We start from the raw sequence: 16,386 nt of genomic DNA, 5'->3' as shown, positions 1-16,386 counted from the left end.
AAATATATCGCAATGCTGGATTCAATACTTTTATGTACCACAGGAAGAGATAGTAATTACAAATCCAAAAATGAGACGCCATTGGTGAAGGGCGATTTAATAAACAGCATACCTATCTTGGAAGATTGGTATGCTGTTTTCCCTACTGAATTGCATTAATAAGGATCAGCGTCATGACTTTTTTCCACAGCATCTTTAACTGCTTTATGTGCGTCTTTTGCTCCTAATGGGTGCATTTCTTCGCCTGCTTCCATTTTCATATTACCCATTTCTTGATTTCTCTGTTGCAATCCTTCTCTCAATCGACGACCATACTCTTCATCTGCTTCTTCAGCAAGAGCAATCATTTTGTCTTGTAACCGCTTATCACATATAGCAAGATCATTCACAAGGTTATTAATTAATTCATCCTTTTCCCACTGCTCGAATTGACGGTATGTTTCACCAGCTTGCTTTGTATTACTTTGACGATCGATGGAATCACGTACGAGATTTCCTTCAACATGTGGGGTATGCTCTTTCCCTGTTTGTTCGGCCTCTTTTAGTCCACCTAATATAGATGGTTCATAATTCACATGTGGGTTTTGATCAGGTGCCTTATCATTTTCATATCTTAACTGTCCGCCCTCTTGGTTCGTAGCGACACGTTTCTTCGCGGCGTTTATAGGCAGCTGTAGATAATTTGCACCGACTCGATATCGTTGCGTATCAGAGTAGGAGAATGTTCTACCTTGCAACATTTTATCATCGGAAAAGTCCAAGCCATCGACTAATACACCCGTTCCAAATGAAGCTTGTTCAACTTCATTATGATAGTTTTCAGGGTTTTTATTTAATACCATTTTTCCTACAGGTAGCCATGGGAATTGATCCTCGGGCCATAATTTTGTATCGTCTAACGGATCAAAATCTAATTCAGGGTGTGGTCCGTCTTCCATAATTTGAACTAATAGCTCCCATTCCGGATATTCCCCTCGTTCAATTGCTTCATATAAATCCTGTGTAGCATGGTTAAAGTTTTTCCCTTGGATTTCTTCTGCTTCTTTTACAGTAAGGTTTTTAATTCCTTGTTTCGGTTCCCAGTGATACTTAACAAGTACGGCCTTACCTTCACTATTAACCCATTTGTACGTGTTCACACCAGACCCTTGCATCATACGGTAATTGGCAGGAATTCCCCATGGTGAATAAACAAATGTGACCATATGGAATGATTCTGGAGAATTTGCACAGAAATCAAAGAATCGCTCCGGGTTTTGTACATTGGTCACGGGATCTGGTCGAAATGCGTGAATCATATCAGGGAACTTCATGGCATCGCGGATAAAAAAGATTTTTAGATTATTTCCTACTAAATCCCAATTGCCATCTTCCGTATAAAATTTAATCGCAAATCCTCGTGGATCACGAACCGTTTCTGGAGAGTGATTACCGTGGACAACGGTGGAAAAACGAACAAAAACAGGAGTTTGTTTCCCTTTTTCTTGAAACACTTTTGCTCTTGTATACTTCGAAACTGGATCTTCGCCTACTGTTCCGTATGTCTCAAAATAACCATGTGCCCCAGCTCCGCGCGCATGAACGATTCGCTCGGGTACCTTTTCCCGGTCAAAGTGACTGATTTTTTCAATGAAATCGTAGTTTTCAAGTGTAGCGGGTCCACGGTTACTGACAGTTCGGATATTTTGATTGTTCGTTACAGGATGACCTTGTCTAGTTGTGAGGGTATCGTCATTTTCTATGTTTGTTTCGTTTTTATTCGATTCTTCCTTCATGATATACCATCCTTTTCTATCAACATTTTTCAAGTGTAAATTCAAACATAACTACCTATAAGTTACCCATAAATTTAAAAAATACCCTGTAATTAAGAAGGAATTTCACGGTAATTATCGAATTGTTAAATAGAATTACTAAAGAGGAGGATTTTATTTGAGGATTTTAGACACGTTTCCATCTTTTCCACAGAAACCGAATGTACAACGGTTACGAGAATATTATGCAAGCTATCCAGATGTGTTTGAGGTTTATTTTTCTTACCATTGTAAAAATACAGATGAAAGACTTACAAAAGCGCTAGAACGATATCGAGATGATTGGGATTCTATTCAAAAAGTTCATCGTCAAATAGCAGGTTTAGTAGAAGATGTCGTAGGTACATACAAAGCTAAGTATCACCTGACGTTTCCGATTGATGTGAATTTGATTGTAGGTGCATATGGTTCAAATGCGTATACGCACCGTGAAATTATACCGGATATTACCTTTGCAATGGAGCGATTAACTGCTGAATCGGGTCCGTTAAAAGTAATTATTGCTCATGAGTTTGGCCATGCTACCCATAATATAATATCAGACCAACATCGATTGAATTGGAAAAAAATGCGATGGGAGAATCCATATATATGGCTATTGCGGGAGGGTGCTGCAACACATTTTTCTAGGGAAATAGTTCCTGAATTAAAGCCATCTGTTTATTTTTCTTATCATCTAGAAGGTGATGAATGGTTTGAATTCGCAGAGAAACATAAAAGGAGTGTAATCCGGGAGTTTGCAATGGATATCCGCAATATGAAAGAATCGGGAGCATTTTTTAAGGAATGGTTTTCCATTAACGGAGGATCCAAGTTTGGTTATACACGACTAGCTTATTATATAGCCGATTGCATGTTTCAGGATTTTGTAAAACAAAGAGGAGAAATCGAAACATTACTTTTATGGAAAAATGAGGCTTACTTTGAAATGGTAGAGGATTGGTTAAGCCAGCAAATGTAGAAAGTGTGGCTAATTAGATACAAGATGGCTCGTCTGATCGGACTTGAGACGTAGGAACCCTACATTGGAAGTAGGGTTTTTTTGTGCTTAAAGTTCAGTCGATAAGCCGAAGACGGAAAGCCTCTATGACTGTAAGATAAGTATTGTAAGTTACAGGTTGAAGGAGGAATAATGATGGGTTTTGAAATAGAGGTTTACAAAAGTATTGTGCATACACGAATGGAAGAGATGAAAAAGGTGTCTAATGAAAATAAACGATTAGCAGAAATGAAACAGTCTAACCAGAAAAAAATGGCAACGAAAAGCACAAAGAGATCTTCATTCTTTCGCTCGCGTAAGGCTGGGTAGTCGCTGCTTTTAGTAGTAGTGAAGAAAAAGTCGTGAACAAAACCTTTTTCACGGAATAAGATGGAGATGTTGAGTATAAAAATGAGGAGGAAACAAACATGTATTATGAAATTGAAATTCGAAAAAGTCTTGTTGAAGCAAAGATGAATCGATTAAAAGAAATCACATATGAAAATGAAACTTTTTTAACAACAAAACGTAATACGAAAAAGAAGAGCAATCGTAAGAAAAAATCTCAATCTGTAACTTTCTTTCGTTTACGTAAAGCAGGTTAACGATAGAGAGCCTTAGAAAAATGTAGGGCTCTTTACATAATAATTTTCCCCTTAAATTAGGAGGAGCCAATATGGAAAAAATAATAGAACTAAGTATTAATCATTTAGATAACGTAACAGATATGGCGATGGCTCTATGGCCAGGACATGACTTTACTGAATTGAAAGAAGAGTTTAGCGATCACATCAATTCAGATAAAAGTCATGTCCTTCTTTGGCTACAAGAGGAAGAGCCTATCGCTTTTATATATTTGTCTATTCGGACAGATTATGTGGAAGGGGCAATAAGTTCGCCAACAGGATATGTTGAGGGAATTTATGTAAAGCCAAACTATAGGAGAAAGGGAATATCAAATAAATTATTCAACGAAGGAAAAAAGTGGATGTTGGAAAAAGGCTGTAAGCAAGTTGGCTCAGATATCGAATATGATAATACTGTCAGCTATGATTTCCATACGGGTATCGGTTTTAAAGAATCAGGGAGATTAATTACATTTATTCAAGATCTTGACTAGGGGTTATCAATTCCATTACATGATATGGTATGATAAGAACTAGTCAGGAGGTAGTCAAACATTATGGATTGGGAATTTTTAATTTCATATGACCATTTAGCTGATTTGGGAATTGCAGTAGGTATTTTCCTTCTCTTTTTGGTGTTTAGAAAGATATTTACGAAGTATGTATTTGCCATCCTACTTCGATTTTTTGATAAAACGAAAATTACTTTTTTGACGAATGTGTTAAAAGCATTTGAAAAACCGATGCAATGGGTTTTTATTGTTTTAGGAATTAATTTTGCAGTTAAATATTATCCTTATTTAGATTACACAAATGAAAAAGCCTTTAAGGTTATTATGGTTGTATTAGTAACGTGGGGGTTATTTCGACTGGCTTCGTCTTCCTCTACAAGCATCTTTAGACAAATAAATGAAAAAACCAACATTGAAATTGATGAAATACTTATTCCGTTTCTATCGAAGGCAGTTCAATTTATTATATTAGCTATTAGCTTAAGTGTGATTTTACAAGTATTTGATTATCAAATTGACGGTCTGATTGCTGGTTTAGGGATAGGTGGACTTGCTTTTTCCCTTGCTGCCAAAGATGCTCTTGCCAATTTATTTGGGGGAATTGTCATTATTACCGAAAAACCATTTACTATAGGAGATTGGATCATGACTCCAAGTGTGGAAGGTACCATTGAAGATATCACTTTCCGTAGTACAAGAGTACGGACATTTGCTGATGCGTTAGTGACGGTGCCGAATTCAACCTTAGCTAATGAATCCATTACAAACTGGAGCCAAATGGGTAAAAGGCAAATTTCATTTAATATTACACTGACATATGATACACCAACAACAAAAGTCAAACATGTCACCACTCAAATTAAGGAGCTTCTAGAACAGCATCCAGGAATACATCAAGAAACAATTTTCGTTAATTTGAATCAGTATAAAGAGAATGGTTTAGAGATATTTCTCTACTTCTTCACCAATACAACCGATTGGGGAGAGTACTTGGCAAATAGAGAAGATATAAATTTAAAAATCTTAGATATTATTGACAGAGAAGGTGTCCAGATCGCTGTGCCTAGCAGAAGGCTTTATGTAGATTCAGATGCGGATATTCAAGGTGGGGCAAGGATGAATCAAGACTCATAATATTATCGGTAAGGAAGCATATGCTAAAAAGCAAAGCTTCCTATTTTTTTTACAAATTTAGTACTAGGTATTAATAGGTTGTGATAAAATAGAATTAACTATAAACATATTTGATTGATAATGGAGTCAAAGGAGATACCTCATGTACAATTTTGCTGCTAATGTATTGAAAATTATTTTAAGTTTATTTGGAAGGATTACCGTGTACCAAAAAGAAAATTTACCGAAGTCAGGCGGTTATGTAATTGCATGCACACATACTGGCTGGGTAGATATATTATGGCTTGGTATAGCAACCCTTCCAACTAAAATTCATTATATGGCTAAGAAGGAGCTTTTTGAAACAGGTTTCTTAAAGTGGCTGATGAATAGTCTTCATGCTTTTCCGGTTGACAGAGAAAACCCAGGACCTAGTACGATTAAAATACCTCGACGATTGTTAGCTGAAGGAAAGGTTGTTGGGATTTTTCCAAGTGGAACAAGAGCAAGTGAAGAGGTGCCATTAAAAAAAGGTGCAGTGACTATTGCTGCTCACTCTAAAGCACCGATTATTCCAGCGGCTTATGTGGGTCCGAATAATTTTAGTGATTTGTTTAAACGGATTAAACCAAAACTTATTTATGGCGAACCCATCTTCCTACGAGAAAATGAGTCAAAAAAAGAAGGTATGGAAACAATGATGAAACAAATTAATGAGGAGTTCGCAAGTTTACAAGAAAGATTGAAATCCATGTAATGAATAGATGGGGACTAAGGTGTTTAGTCAAAGAAAAATCTGAACTATGATTCGAAATTCTATTAGAATTCGAGTTAGTTTGGATTTTTCTTTTGGTGTTTTCGTACTTTGTTGCTAATCATACATAAACTGCGCCAAAAAGATGAGGCGCTAAAGTATAAAATGCCAAACGGTCGATCATAGCAGTGGTGAAGAGAAAATAACCAATGGTCACATAGCAGTTATTTCGCATTTTACATCAACTAAGAATTAAGACATTACCGTTGAATAAGTAACATTTTAATCTTCCTATCGTGTAATCGTTTGGCTTTAGAAAGAAAAGTTTTTTATAGGTGTTTAAGGTTCAGGTACAAGTTGAACGGTGACTTTCTCAGAAGAAGCTTCTTCATATGCATTAATCAAACCGAGCTCCTTAATGGAAGCTTTGCTTACTTTTTTTTGATTAAAAGCAACGGTAAACGCCTGATCAAACGGAAACTCGTGTACGGAAACCGTTTGATTATCGATCCATTCTACCCCCAATGTAGATTGATTGACTCCTTCTATACTGGAAGCTAATGGAATTCCGTGTTTGAAAAAATGGTGTTCCTTTTCTTTTGCGACACCTGGCTCGTTTAAGCATAGGAATAGGGAAAGATTATCTCCGAGCTGAAGAAGTCCATAATGAAAGCGGAACAAAAGCTTATCTATGTTGCCAAGGCTCTTTAATATCCGTTTTTGACGCTTTTTCTCTTCCGTTACAAATGATTGTGCCTCAACGGATGTATGATTTAGAAGGAATCTAGTATAATGCTCACTACAAAGCAGGGCTGCATACATGTCCTTTTTTTCAACCTCATTTATTCCGTGTGCATAAAGAATAATCTTTGGATAGGTAGGAAAATCAGAAAATGTATATGGTGCCTGTGTCTGATCATTCCAAAAGGGTTGCTTATCAAATTCCTTCCATCCATAATCGTGCATATAAATGGCTGTTTCTACGGATTTTCTATTGGCTTTCCCATGAAATAATGAATCTTTCCAGTGGGACATGATGTCCCCAGATGTGAGAGCGTGGTTATGCTGCTCAATCATAATAAATTCATTTTCTCGTTCTCTAACAATCATCCTAACACTCCTTATGTAAGTGAAAACATCACAATCTGCTAAGCACCTAAGTGCAGATCGTGATGTTAGGCTTAAAGGTATCCAGATTGTAACGTATAGTAAGACCTACTGAATGAAATTTCACTTTATATTAGTTTATCAAACTGAACACGTTTATTTAAAGCATACGCGATTGGGATTCCAATAGCTAATACCGTAAATTCGCCAGCGGCTGTAGTTAGCCACGTAAGTAAAAATGGAAAATTAAGTACCAAATTTAGTTCAAATGCAATAATGAACATATTAAATGTAAAGACGATTGTATTAGCAATTAGTAGCACTATGATATTCTTTACAAATTTGGATAGAAAAATAATAATTGCTAATGAAATAGCAGAATGTGCAACACCAAAGACGAGATCATACCAACCTAATGGTGAAAATAAATTATAGATAAACACACCTACAACGATCCCGAAGAAGTACTTTTTGTTAAAAACAATAAGGTGGTTAAATACTTCAGAAATGCGGAATTGGATATTTGTAAAACCAAAAGGAACAATAAGTGCAGACACAGCGATATATAACGCTGCAATTAATGCGTTAACAACCAACGTTTTATTTTTCATAGAAATCTCTCCTTAGTTTTTTTACGTGGGATGGTTTCGAACCACGTGCTACATATAAAAGCCATTTAAGTATATCTTTAAATGACTTTATACAAAAGCAAAACACATTAGAAAGTGTTCGACTTAAATATATGTGATCCCACCATTACTATGTCACTTTGTATTAGATTTTCTATTATTTACAAGCCTAGATATAGCTTTCCAAAATGAAACAATATTACTCCAAACACATTAGCATCACTTATTGACACGTGAAGTTAGTAAGTCTTATAATAATTACTATAAGTAAGTTAATTTAAAAAAGTAACTTTAGATAAAGGAGGCTATTTCATGGAAAAGAAATTTTTTCAAAAACCAACAACCTATGTTGGGGAGGTCAATATAAATGTGACTGATTTGGAAAGGTCACTTCATTTTTATAAAAATATATTGGGGTTTCGCGTATTGAAGCAATCGAGCCTTAGCGTAGTATTAACTGCAGATGGGAAAACACCAATCCTATCATTGGAGCAACCGCCAGAAGTTATATCAAGAGAAGCAAAAACAACTGGTTTATACCACTTTGCTATTTTATTACCAACGCGAGCAGACCTTTCATCTTTTTTAAAACATAGTATTCGATCCGGTGTGCCATTAGGTGCTTCGGACCACTATGTAAGTGAGGCTTTATATTTTAATGATCCTGATGGGAATGGCATTGAAGTATACCGTGATCGACCATCATCAGAATGGAATTGGACAGAAGGGCAGGTAGCTATGGCGACAGAGCCACTGGATGGAGATAATCTTCTTGCAGAAGGTGACAAAGAATGGAATGGAATGCCAGAGGATACTATATTAGGTCATATCCATTTGCATGTTGCAAATTTAGAGGAAACGGAAAAATTTTATGTCAATGGTTTAGGGTTTAAAATTGTAACGAAATATCCAGGTGCATTATTTGCTTCAACTGGAGACTATCATCATCACATCGGTTTAAATGTATGGAATGGAGTAGGAGCTAAACCACCAGTGAAAAATAGTGTTGGCCTTAATTGGTTTGAGCTTGTTTTTCCAAGTGAAGAGGCTGTGAAACAAACAGTCAGTAAATTAAACAGTATGGGTGTAACTGTTAAGCATGATAATGAAGTCGTGGATCCGGCAGGGAATGTCATTAGATTAGTTTGTTAAATTTCGTAGATTGTCAACTTGGGATTCTTGGTAATCTTTTTTATTATTCAAGTTTGCTTTATCACGTATTCTAATGGTATGAATGGTCATTTCGTAATACACTATAAATAGTAACTTACATGAGAAAAGGAAGGAATCTATGGCTTATCTACTATTGGTTGTTGGTTTTGCCTTGTTAATAAAAGGTGCGGATTATTTTGTAGATGGATCCTCCAACATTGCTCGGTTACTCCGTGTGCCATCTATACTTATTGGTTTAACCATTGTCTCCTTTGGAACAAGTTCGCCTGAAGCAACTGTCAGTATAATTGCAGCTATGGAAGGAACGGCAGAAGTCTCATTAGGGAACGTAGTTGGGAGTAATATTTTCAATCTGACCTTAGTTGTTGGGGTTGCTGCCATGCTATATCCATTGAAAGTGGAAAGCGAGACCATTCGGAAGGAAATCCCTTTTACACTATTAGCGAGTGTTGCATTACTAATTTTAATTAGTGATATTGTTTTGCAAGGACATGGGTCAAATCTCATTACACGTAGTGATGGTTTTCTTTTATTGTTGTTTTTAATAATTTTTATGTATTATGTTTTTGAAGTTGCAATGAAAAGTAGAAAAAATAAAGTAGATGGACCTATTTCAAGTGAAACAAAATGGGGAAGAAATGTATTTTTTACACTGCTCGGACTTACTGGAATTATCATAGGTGGAGACCTAGTGGTAGACAACGGAACGGAAATTGCTTACTCGTGGGGAATGAGTGAAACGCTAGTCGGATTAACTATAATAGCTGTTGGTACCTCGCTTCCTGAACTAGTCACTTCAATAGTTGCTGCTTTGAAAAAAGAAAGTGAGATTGCGCTTGGAAATATTGTAGGTAGTAATATATTTAATATTTTATTCGTATTAGGCATAACATCCGTTATTACTCCATTACCTGTGAATGGTAAAGTTTTTTTCGATATCAAAGCGATGATCGTCTTAACCGTATTATTATTAGTATTCTCCAGGACGAAATATAAGATTGGTAAGTCAGAGGGATTCATTCTTGTACTTGCGTATGCCGCTTATCTTCTTTATATCATTATAAGAAATTAATTAAAGAAACCCGTTCTGCTAGTGAGAACGGGTTTTGTTTATGAAAAATTTTGATACCATTTTTCAGCTGTTTCCACTTCACTATAGGTTAGCTGATGCCCCATATTCTCCCAATGCAGTACAACACTTGCTCCTGCCTTTTCTAGTAATGATTTGAGGTCTTCTGATTCCTGGGCTGGACAGATCGGATCATTTGAACCAGCTGCAATAAATACATTTTTTCCAGTAAGATTCGGTAATTCGATCCCTCTTCTTGGTACCATTGGGTGATGTAGAATAGCTGCTTTTAGCGCATCTTGATAGTGGAACATCAAGCTCGCAGCAATATTTGCTCCGTTGGAATACCCGATTGCAATAATATTGTTACGATCAAATTCATATTTTTCAGCAGCCTCATTAAGAAATTCATTTAGCTCTTTCGTTCGGAAGGTTAAGTCCTCTTCATCAAAAACACCTTCTGCTAATCGTTTGAAAAAGCGTGGCATCCCATTTTCAAGAATATTACCTCGAACACTAAGGACATTTGCTTCAGGATCAATTTTTTCGGCTAGAGGCAGCAAATCCCGTTCTGTACCACCTGTTCCATGTAGCAAAAGTAATGTTGGTTTTGATTGGTCGTTACCTTTTTGAAAAATATGATTCATATTCATTTCCTCCTTATTTTCCCGCTCGTTTTAAAATATCTATTAATTGTTCCTTTTCATTGTTGCTAACATCTGCAAATATTTGATCGATTACTTTTTTATGCTTCGGGAAAATTTCGTCCATTAACACTTTTCCTTTATTGGTGATTTGGATATAAACAACACGGCGATCTTCTGTGCAATTAATCCGTTCCAGAAACCCCTTTGATTCTAATTTATCGATGACATAAGTGATGGAGCCGGTATTAATCAGGACGGCTTCAGAGATTTCTCGAATTGTTTGTCTTCCTTTATGGTAAAGAGCCTCTATAACAGCAAAGTCTGACGTCTTCATGCCATGGTCGCTAATATCTTTTTGCACCTGTTCTTGAATTGACTTTGATGCTTTCATTAAAACAACAAAGGCTTTTAAGGATAGATTCTCGCTCATATTATTGCACCTCAGTAATATCGAAATATATTTTGAATTAAAGTATCTTTAATTAAGTATAATTTTATCGTTGGTGGTGGGGGATGTCAAATGGGAGAGAATTTTGGTGATGGTTAAGGATAATTTGTAATGTACTAGATTTGTTGTTTTGAGCGAATTTTTGTCGAATAGGAGCGGATTTCTTAGTTTATGAGCGAATCCGAAAATTTATGAGCGAATTTCAGAATTTATGAGCGTTTTCATGTCGAATAGGAGCGAATTATCCAATTTAGCATATTAGCTGCTCGTTGACTCGGAGCAGCTAATAAACAAGAAAGTTCTTTGATAATCAACCTTGACCCTTTAGGACATACATTCCTTCGAGTGTAGCTATTTATTCTTATCCTGTAGCTTCAAAAACTGCATCCGCTCATTAAACAGGGTCGGATAAGATAAAAATCCAAGTGCGATACTAGTGACAACCGCTGTAGTTAATAGTAAAAACAAAATGAGTAATTGAAACTGAACAGCCTGAACAGGATCCGCTCCTGCAATGATTTGTCCACTCATCATACCAGGTAGTTGCACTAGTCCAATCGTTTTTTGACTCTCAATCGTAGGGATTGTACTAGCTTTGATCGATGTAATTAGTTGTGTATGGATTGCTTGTTTTGGCGTCCCTCCGAGTGATAAGATGAGCTCTGTTTCATCCTGATGTGTTTCCACTTCTGAAGTAAAACGGTTTAAAAAGAGGATACCAAGCACCATAGAATTACCGATCACCATCCCGCTAATAGGAATAATATACTGTGCGGTTGGTGGAGTGATGTTTAGTCCCAATAAAATACCCTGGGTTAGAACTTCTATAAAAATAAACGTAACAATTAATTTCCATGTAATCCCTCTAATGGACGCACCCTTTCTTCGGGCATTTTGTGTTGCAGCACCAATCATTAGCAGGATCATTAGAAAAATAAAAATAAAGTGCTCGGTGTCGAATACATATTGTAGAACGAAACCTACTAAGAGAAGTTGAATAATAGATCTCACGGTTGCAATAATTGTATCCTTTTCTAATCCTAAATTTAGTGTTTTCGATAAGATTAATGGGATTAAAACGAAAATAAGGGTAATGGACAACGTTACATAGCTCATCCCAATTCCCCCTTTACAAATTGTTGGACGCGTTCATCTTTTGGTGCATGCAAAAGGGAGCTTTCCCCTGTCTCTATAACCTCTCCATTCATCATAACCCAAGTATAGTGACCTATTTTTAGTGCTTGTTCTAAATTATGCGTAATCCAAACCATCGTGGTTCCGTATTTTTCGTTAATTTTTTCTATTAACTCTTCGATATCATGTTGGGACACTCTGTCTAGTGAAGAAGTGATTTCATCAAGCAATAGTATTTTTGGCTGGTTAACGAGGGTCCGGGCAATCGATAGCTTTTGACGTTGACCACCTGATAAGTCCTTTGCGTTGCGTTGTAAAAAACTCCCATCTAGTCCGACATCATATAGTAATTCTTCAGCAAATCCACGTTCAATATGTTTCCCTTGTAAAGTTAATGGAAGTTCCAGATTTTCAAGAACACTTCCTTTGATCATGGTTGCGCTCTGTAGGGCAATTCCTACAGTTCGTCGTAATTCAACAGGGTCATAGTCATTGATTGAGTGATTTCTGATCAAAATTTCTCCTGATTGTGGAGATCGTAATCCATTACATAGTTTAAATAAGGTGGATTTTCCGGCACCTGAAGGACCGACAAGGGTTGTAATTTTGCCTTTAGGGAATGTGCCGGTGATGCTTTTAAGAATATGTAAATCATCAGCCGAATAATTCACATCCCTAAATTCAACTTCAGGTTTGGTTGTCGTATTCATGAATGTCACATCCTTACTTTCTTCCTATCATTACTATTCCATTTATGTGGGTTTAAATTCTTCATCATTCTAACACAACTATTTTGGAAATTTACTATCCTCCATATTGTGAAAATAGTTTTAATTTTTAAACTTGTGATATACAATATTATGCATAGTGGAGGTGACTACATGTTAAGGTTAATACAATTTGAAATTATAAAGGTATTTAAATCTATTTTTTTTCAAATCATAATGATTGGGTTATTATTTTTTATTCTATCTTATTACACATATGTGTACATCAATACAGTACGAGCAGATGACATAATTATAAATCTTGAGAATCAGATATTTACGCAGGAACAGCAAATTCAGGAGTTGTATGACGTACTTGAATCTAACGAGGATGGAAGTGACCGTGAGACGGAACAATCTATTGAAACTTGGGAAAGGTTTCAAGAAAGAGATAGCAAATTGTTGCAAGCATACGAAGAAGAAGACTGGACGACAATTATGGAAATGGAAATTGAACAATACGAGCCTGTAGTAGACATGCTAAGAAATGACCCATACCAAAATGTATACACTTGGCCGACTTTTTTTAGTAAGGAAACTCTTCTAGCGCAATACAAGTGGATCCGGGATAAGGAAATTACGCCAGTACTACGTATTGAAGAATTTGCTTGGAAAACGGTTTATGATGAAGTGTTTGATGATCCAATTGCAGAGGAGATGGTAATAGAAAATAGCAATAAGTATTCTTCCGCAGGAGTTCATTTTCTTAATCACGTGTTTCAGATGCTTTTTAGTTTAATCGGGGCTATATTATTTCTTTTCTTGTTTGCAGATGTTGTTACAAAAGAAGGGCTAGGGAGAAATGGGTCGATTCACCTCTTAAAAACACAGCCTATTCATCGACAAAAGATTTTAGTTAGCAAATTTATGACGGTTATTATTGTATCTTTCATGACATTATTAATTACTGCAATTCTATCTATCGTTCTTGGCGTAATTTTTGACAGTTTTGGGGATTGGGATTACCCTGTTCTAATTTATGGAGAAGAACGTACCTTTACCTACATGAATATAGGTACTTACTTACTTCAATCATTTGGGTTGTTCTTTATGATTCTATTATTCTGTTATTCTATTTTATTTCTGTTTTCGGTTATTACCAAGAAGACGTTGATTGCGCTTGGGTTAACACTTGCTACGATATTTATTGGAATCGCCTGGAGTCAGGAATCTGTTCTGTCTAGTTTTGCACCGTACATCCCATTTCATTATTTTTCTGTAGGTGAGGTAATCACGAATGAGTTGGCGGTTACCTTGGAGAACTTTGCGTTTTCATTTACTAATGGGGTGATTTTGTTAGGGGTAGCTAGCTTAGGTGTTTTAGTTGTGACGTATGTTATTTCCTTTGTGCAGTCTAAATATAGCAACTGATATATAGAAAATTTTAATTAGAGGAGGAGTGGGGACATGATCGTTGAGGTGAAAGGTCTAAAAAAGAGATATAAAAAACAAGAAGTTCTAAAAGGTATTGATATTCAAGTAGAAACCCCTCAAATCATTGCATTGGTGGGACCCAATGGATCTGGGAAGACAACGTTACTTAATTGTATAACAAACTTGCTTCCCTTTCAGGAAGGAAAAGTGAGTTTGTTGGGGAAAAAACATACCGATACATCACTTTTTTACGAATTGTCTTATTTGCAGGATAACCGGTTATTATATGAGAGTTTGACAGGGTATGATCATTTGAAGTTCATCTGTAACGTACAAAAAATACCCACTTTAAAGATTAAAGAAGTTACAAAGCGGGTTGGGATGGAGAGCTATGTAAAGAAAAGGGTTCGAAATTATTCGCTTGGTATGAAGCAGCATTTATTACTAGCAATGGTGATTATGAATGAGCCGAAGCTTTTATTAATGGATGAGCCGTTAAATGGATTGGATCCAACTAGTGCGATTAATATGCGAAAGATTTTACTTGAATTATATAAAGAGGGGACAACTATTATTATTTCTTCTCATAATCTGGATGAAATTGATCGACTGACCAATACGATTTATTTCATGAAGGACGGTTCGTTACTGAAAGAATCACTTCAGGATTTTGCGACCAAACGATACCATATTCAAGTGAGTGAATTGGAGAAGGCTATCGGAATGTTGAAGGAACAAAATATTCCTTTTATAGAAACCCAGGAAGGACTACTTGGGTTTGAAGAAACAGAGGTTGACCTTCAGACATTTATCAATCTAATGAATGAAAATGATATCATGATTAAAGCAATTGAAGACCAAAAAATAGGGGCTGAAAAGCGCTATCGGGAGTTATTTGAAGAGGAGTTATCCTCATGAAGTTATTACATTTTGAATTGAAAAAGATGCTTTTTAGTAAAAAATTTTTGTATTTGATGCTCATCCTTATTGCGGTAGTTGTTCTGTTGTTCTTACGTAACGTGATTTTTGATACCTATGTAGAAAAAGAAGAACGTCAGCGCATCGAAGAACTTGAACAGGTAAGTCAATCGAATTTTAGGATGCATCAACAGACTTTGGCACAAGCCCCCGAGGATGAGGAAGCGCAGAAGTTACAGCAAATCAATGGTCCATTGCTCGATAGATTATATGAATTACGGACGCTTATAACGACAGAGGATTGGCAATATAAGTTAACGGTGGAGAATGAAGCCTTGGCATATATTAAAGAGTATAAAGAAGAAGGTGGGGATTTTCCGTTATCCTATAAGGAAATCGATCATCGTTTTGCTTTAAACGAGAAGTTATTGGAAGAGGACATCCGGCCAGAACATGATACATATAGCAAAACCTTGCCTAACTTTATGAGGATGATTGTTAATTTGCTAGTCAACTTCGGAGCGATTATCATCATACTTCTTCTAGTTGGGGATATTATGTCATCAGAATTTGAGAATCGTTCAATACAGCTACTCTTTATGCAACCTTTGAAAAGAACGCATATTATTACGAGTAAATTTTGGACTTCTATCGTCTCCTATATTGTAACAATTGGGATCATTTTAGGAGCGGTGGTGATTGCCGGCTTGCTTTTTGGTGAAAAAGGGACGTTTGATTATCCGGTGGTCATGGAGAAAAACAACGTCATTACTTTCTTGACAGTTTCGGAATATATCACTAAAGCACTTATCTTAGTTTCGGTAACCATTTTCATGGTTATTTCTTTAACTTTATTTTATAGTCTTTTATTCAAGCATACACTATCAACCTTATTTGTATTACTAGGGACGTTTCTTATCGGTTATGGATTAACAACCTTCATTTCTTGGCCGACTTTTGCGTGGTTCAATCCATTTCAATATTTGTGGCCGGAAGAGATGATATTGTATCAGAATGATCGTGCCTGGTATCAGGGAGTACTTATGACTCTTTTGATGACTATAACTTTTTACTTTATTGCTAGGCAGAAAATAAAGTGAATCTTCTATCAGTGTGGGGCTCTTTCTTCCCTCACTGATTGTTAGCGAGGCAAGTTTATGAATTTTTGCCACAGAACGAATCGGACATTTACGGACAGTTAGTTGATCACCATCTAAATCTCTTCGTTTATTTGAACTTCCTCAGGTGGGGTCTTACTGTCCGTTACATTTCGGGATGAAATCTAGTAGAAATGATTGAATTAAAAACGTTACTTCTATATA

18 protein-coding genes and 1 riboswitch are annotated in these 16,386 nt (G+C 36.2%); of the genes, 11 read left to right on the top strand and 7 right to left on the bottom strand.

All coding sequences use genetic code 11. The annotated features are described in order from the left end of the window. Positions 1 to 155: 155 nt before the first annotated feature. Entirely contained in the window at positions 156 to 1,775 is a 1,620-nt protein-coding gene (locus ACFSTA_RS02680) for a catalase (protein WP_377555013.1), read from the bottom strand. A 157-nt stretch (positions 1,776 to 1,932) separates the two neighbouring features. On the opposite strand from ACFSTA_RS02680, the gene ACFSTA_RS02675 reads away from it, so the two are divergent. The 6 genes from ACFSTA_RS02675 to ACFSTA_RS02650 all read left to right on the top strand — a co-directional run bounded on the left by ACFSTA_RS02675 (position 1,933) and on the right by ACFSTA_RS02650 (position 5,801). Beyond that, on the top strand, positions 1,933 to 2,775 hold the full coding sequence (locus tag ACFSTA_RS02675; RefSeq protein ID WP_377555012.1) for a hypothetical protein: 843 nt from the start codon (positions 1,933 to 1,935) through the stop codon (positions 2,773 to 2,775). Positions 2,776 to 2,949: 174 nt separating this feature from the next. Continuing rightward, on the top strand, positions 2,950 to 3,123 hold the full coding sequence (locus ACFSTA_RS02670; protein WP_377555011.1) for a hypothetical protein: 174 nt from the start codon (positions 2,950 to 2,952) through the stop codon (positions 3,121 to 3,123). A gap of 98 nt (positions 3,124 to 3,221) precedes the next feature. Beyond that, positions 3,222 to 3,398 carry a hypothetical protein gene (locus tag ACFSTA_RS02665; RefSeq protein WP_377555010.1) on the top strand — a complete coding sequence of 59 codons (177 nt, stop codon included), beginning with the start codon at positions 3,222 to 3,224 and terminating at the stop codon, positions 3,396 to 3,398. Positions 3,399 to 3,469: 71 nt separating this feature from the next. Then, positions 3,470 to 3,913, top strand: coding sequence for an aminoglycoside 6'-N-acetyltransferase (gene aac(6') / locus ACFSTA_RS02660; RefSeq protein WP_377555009.1), 444 nt, complete (start codon positions 3,470 to 3,472; stop codon positions 3,911 to 3,913). A gap of 63 nt (positions 3,914 to 3,976) precedes the next feature. Next, positions 3,977 to 5,065, top strand: a complete 1,089-nt coding sequence (locus ACFSTA_RS02655) for a mechanosensitive ion channel family protein (protein ID WP_377555008.1) — start codon at positions 3,977 to 3,979, stop codon at positions 5,063 to 5,065. 142 nt (positions 5,066 to 5,207) lie between these two features. Then, positions 5,208 to 5,801 carry a lysophospholipid acyltransferase family protein gene (locus ACFSTA_RS02650; RefSeq protein WP_377555007.1) on the top strand — a complete coding sequence of 198 codons (594 nt, stop codon included), beginning with the start codon at positions 5,208 to 5,210 and terminating at the stop codon, positions 5,799 to 5,801. Between the two features lie 336 nt (positions 5,802 to 6,137). Here ACFSTA_RS02650 and ACFSTA_RS02645 read toward each other — a convergent pair whose 3' ends face one another. Both ACFSTA_RS02645 and ACFSTA_RS02640 read right to left on the bottom strand, forming a co-directional pair. Then, entirely contained in the window at positions 6,138 to 6,908 is a 771-nt protein-coding gene (locus ACFSTA_RS02645; protein WP_377555006.1) for a DUF3891 family protein, read from the bottom strand. 125 nt (positions 6,909 to 7,033) lie between these two features. Then, positions 7,034 to 7,516: a QueT transporter family protein gene (locus tag ACFSTA_RS02640; RefSeq protein ID WP_377555005.1), complete on the bottom strand. Its 483-nt coding sequence runs from the start codon at positions 7,514 to 7,516 to the stop codon at positions 7,034 to 7,036. Between the two features lie 6 nt (positions 7,517 to 7,522). Then, positions 7,523 to 7,567: riboswitch (PreQ1 riboswitch) on the bottom strand. Positions 7,568 to 7,846: 279 nt separating this feature from the next. On the opposite strand from ACFSTA_RS02640, the gene ACFSTA_RS02635 reads away from it, so the two are divergent. Beyond that, on the top strand, positions 7,847 to 8,686 hold the full coding sequence (locus ACFSTA_RS02635) for a VOC family protein (protein WP_377555004.1): 840 nt from the start codon (positions 7,847 to 7,849) through the stop codon (positions 8,684 to 8,686). Between the two features lie 139 nt (positions 8,687 to 8,825). Then, a complete protein-coding gene (locus ACFSTA_RS02630) occupies positions 8,826 to 9,779 on the top strand; it encodes a calcium/sodium antiporter (protein ID WP_377555003.1) in 954 nt (317 codons plus the stop codon). A gap of 38 nt (positions 9,780 to 9,817) precedes the next feature. Here ACFSTA_RS02630 and ACFSTA_RS02625 read toward each other — a convergent pair whose 3' ends face one another. The 4 genes from ACFSTA_RS02625 to ACFSTA_RS02610 form a co-directional block, all read right to left on the bottom strand. Further along, positions 9,818 to 10,423, bottom strand: a complete 606-nt coding sequence (locus tag ACFSTA_RS02625) for an alpha/beta hydrolase (protein ID WP_377555002.1) — start codon at positions 10,421 to 10,423, stop codon at positions 9,818 to 9,820. Between the two features lie 13 nt (positions 10,424 to 10,436). After that, entirely contained in the window at positions 10,437 to 10,853 is a 417-nt protein-coding gene (locus tag ACFSTA_RS02620) for a MarR family winged helix-turn-helix transcriptional regulator (protein WP_377555001.1), read from the bottom strand. A 369-nt stretch (positions 10,854 to 11,222) separates the two neighbouring features. Beyond that, positions 11,223 to 11,987, bottom strand: coding sequence for an ABC transporter permease (locus ACFSTA_RS02615; RefSeq protein ID WP_377555000.1), 765 nt, complete (start codon positions 11,985 to 11,987; stop codon positions 11,223 to 11,225). Beyond that, the gene (locus tag ACFSTA_RS02610; RefSeq protein ID WP_377554999.1) at positions 11,984 to 12,715 is read right to left on the bottom strand and encodes an ABC transporter ATP-binding protein; all 732 of its coding nucleotides are present in this window, start codon (positions 12,713 to 12,715) and stop codon (positions 11,984 to 11,986) included. Before ACFSTA_RS02610 ends, ACFSTA_RS02615 begins: the two co-directional genes overlap by 4 nt. A gap of 171 nt (positions 12,716 to 12,886) precedes the next feature. On the opposite strand from ACFSTA_RS02610, the gene ACFSTA_RS02605 reads away from it, so the two are divergent. The 3 genes from ACFSTA_RS02605 to ACFSTA_RS02595 are packed head-to-tail and all read left to right on the top strand — an operon-like array spanning position 12,887 to position 16,164. Further along, a complete protein-coding gene (locus ACFSTA_RS02605; protein WP_377554998.1) occupies positions 12,887 to 14,143 on the top strand; it encodes an ABC transporter permease in 1,257 nt (418 codons plus the stop codon). Positions 14,144 to 14,179: 36 nt separating this feature from the next. Then, entirely contained in the window at positions 14,180 to 15,064 is an 885-nt protein-coding gene (locus tag ACFSTA_RS02600; RefSeq protein ID WP_377554997.1) for an ABC transporter ATP-binding protein, read from the top strand. Further along, complete coding sequence (locus ACFSTA_RS02595) at positions 15,061 to 16,164, top strand: ABC transporter permease (RefSeq protein WP_377554996.1); 1,104 nt, start codon at positions 15,061 to 15,063, stop codon at positions 16,162 to 16,164. Before ACFSTA_RS02600 ends, ACFSTA_RS02595 begins: the two co-directional genes overlap by 4 nt. Positions 16,165 to 16,386: the final 222 nt, after the last annotated feature.

This window comes from Ornithinibacillus salinisoli (genome assembly GCF_042684965.1).
In the GTDB taxonomy this organism is placed as follows: Bacteria; Bacillota; Bacilli; order Bacillales; family Amphibacillaceae; genus Ornithinibacillus; species Ornithinibacillus salinisoli.
This window is presented reverse-complemented; position numbering and strand designations above follow the sequence as displayed.

What these genes read in the sequence shown, in the direction of transcription:
- ACFSTA_RS02680 (WP_377555013.1), bottom strand. Translation starts at nt 1,775, where the DNA reads ATGAAGGAAGAATCGAATAAAAACGAAACAAACATAGAAAATGACGAT.
- ACFSTA_RS02670 (WP_377555011.1), top strand. Translation starts at nt 2,950, where the DNA reads ATGGGTTTTGAAATAGAGGTTTACAAAAGTATTGTGCATACACGAATG.
- ACFSTA_RS02665 (WP_377555010.1), top strand. Translation starts at nt 3,222, where the DNA reads ATGTATTATGAAATTGAAATTCGAAAAAGTCTTGTTGAAGCAAAGATG.
- ACFSTA_RS02655 (WP_377555008.1), top strand. Translation starts at nt 3,977, where the DNA reads ATGGATTGGGAATTTTTAATTTCATATGACCATTTAGCTGATTTGGGA.
- ACFSTA_RS02650 (WP_377555007.1), top strand. Translation starts at nt 5,208, where the DNA reads ATGTACAATTTTGCTGCTAATGTATTGAAAATTATTTTAAGTTTATTT.
- ACFSTA_RS02645 (WP_377555006.1), bottom strand. Translation starts at nt 6,908, where the DNA reads ATGATTGTTAGAGAACGAGAAAATGAATTTATTATGATTGAGCAGCAT.
- ACFSTA_RS02640 (WP_377555005.1), bottom strand. Translation starts at nt 7,516, where the DNA reads ATGAAAAATAAAACGTTGGTTGTTAACGCATTAATTGCAGCGTTATAT.
- ACFSTA_RS02635 (WP_377555004.1), top strand. Translation starts at nt 7,847, where the DNA reads ATGGAAAAGAAATTTTTTCAAAAACCAACAACCTATGTTGGGGAGGTC.
- ACFSTA_RS02630 (WP_377555003.1), top strand. Translation starts at nt 8,826, where the DNA reads ATGGCTTATCTACTATTGGTTGTTGGTTTTGCCTTGTTAATAAAAGGT.
- ACFSTA_RS02625 (WP_377555002.1), bottom strand. Translation starts at nt 10,423, where the DNA reads ATGAATCATATTTTTCAAAAAGGTAACGACCAATCAAAACCAACATTA.
- ACFSTA_RS02620 (WP_377555001.1), bottom strand. Translation starts at nt 10,853, where the DNA reads ATGAGCGAGAATCTATCCTTAAAAGCCTTTGTTGTTTTAATGAAAGCA.
- ACFSTA_RS02615 (WP_377555000.1), bottom strand. Translation starts at nt 11,987, where the DNA reads ATGAGCTATGTAACGTTGTCCATTACCCTTATTTTCGTTTTAATCCCA.
- ACFSTA_RS02610 (WP_377554999.1), bottom strand. Translation starts at nt 12,715, where the DNA reads ATGAATACGACAACCAAACCTGAAGTTGAATTTAGGGATGTGAATTAT.
- ACFSTA_RS02605 (WP_377554998.1), top strand. Translation starts at nt 12,887, where the DNA reads ATGTTAAGGTTAATACAATTTGAAATTATAAAGGTATTTAAATCTATT.
- ACFSTA_RS02600 (WP_377554997.1), top strand. Translation starts at nt 14,180, where the DNA reads ATGATCGTTGAGGTGAAAGGTCTAAAAAAGAGATATAAAAAACAAGAA.
- ACFSTA_RS02595 (WP_377554996.1), top strand. Translation starts at nt 15,061, where the DNA reads ATGAAGTTATTACATTTTGAATTGAAAAAGATGCTTTTTAGTAAAAAA.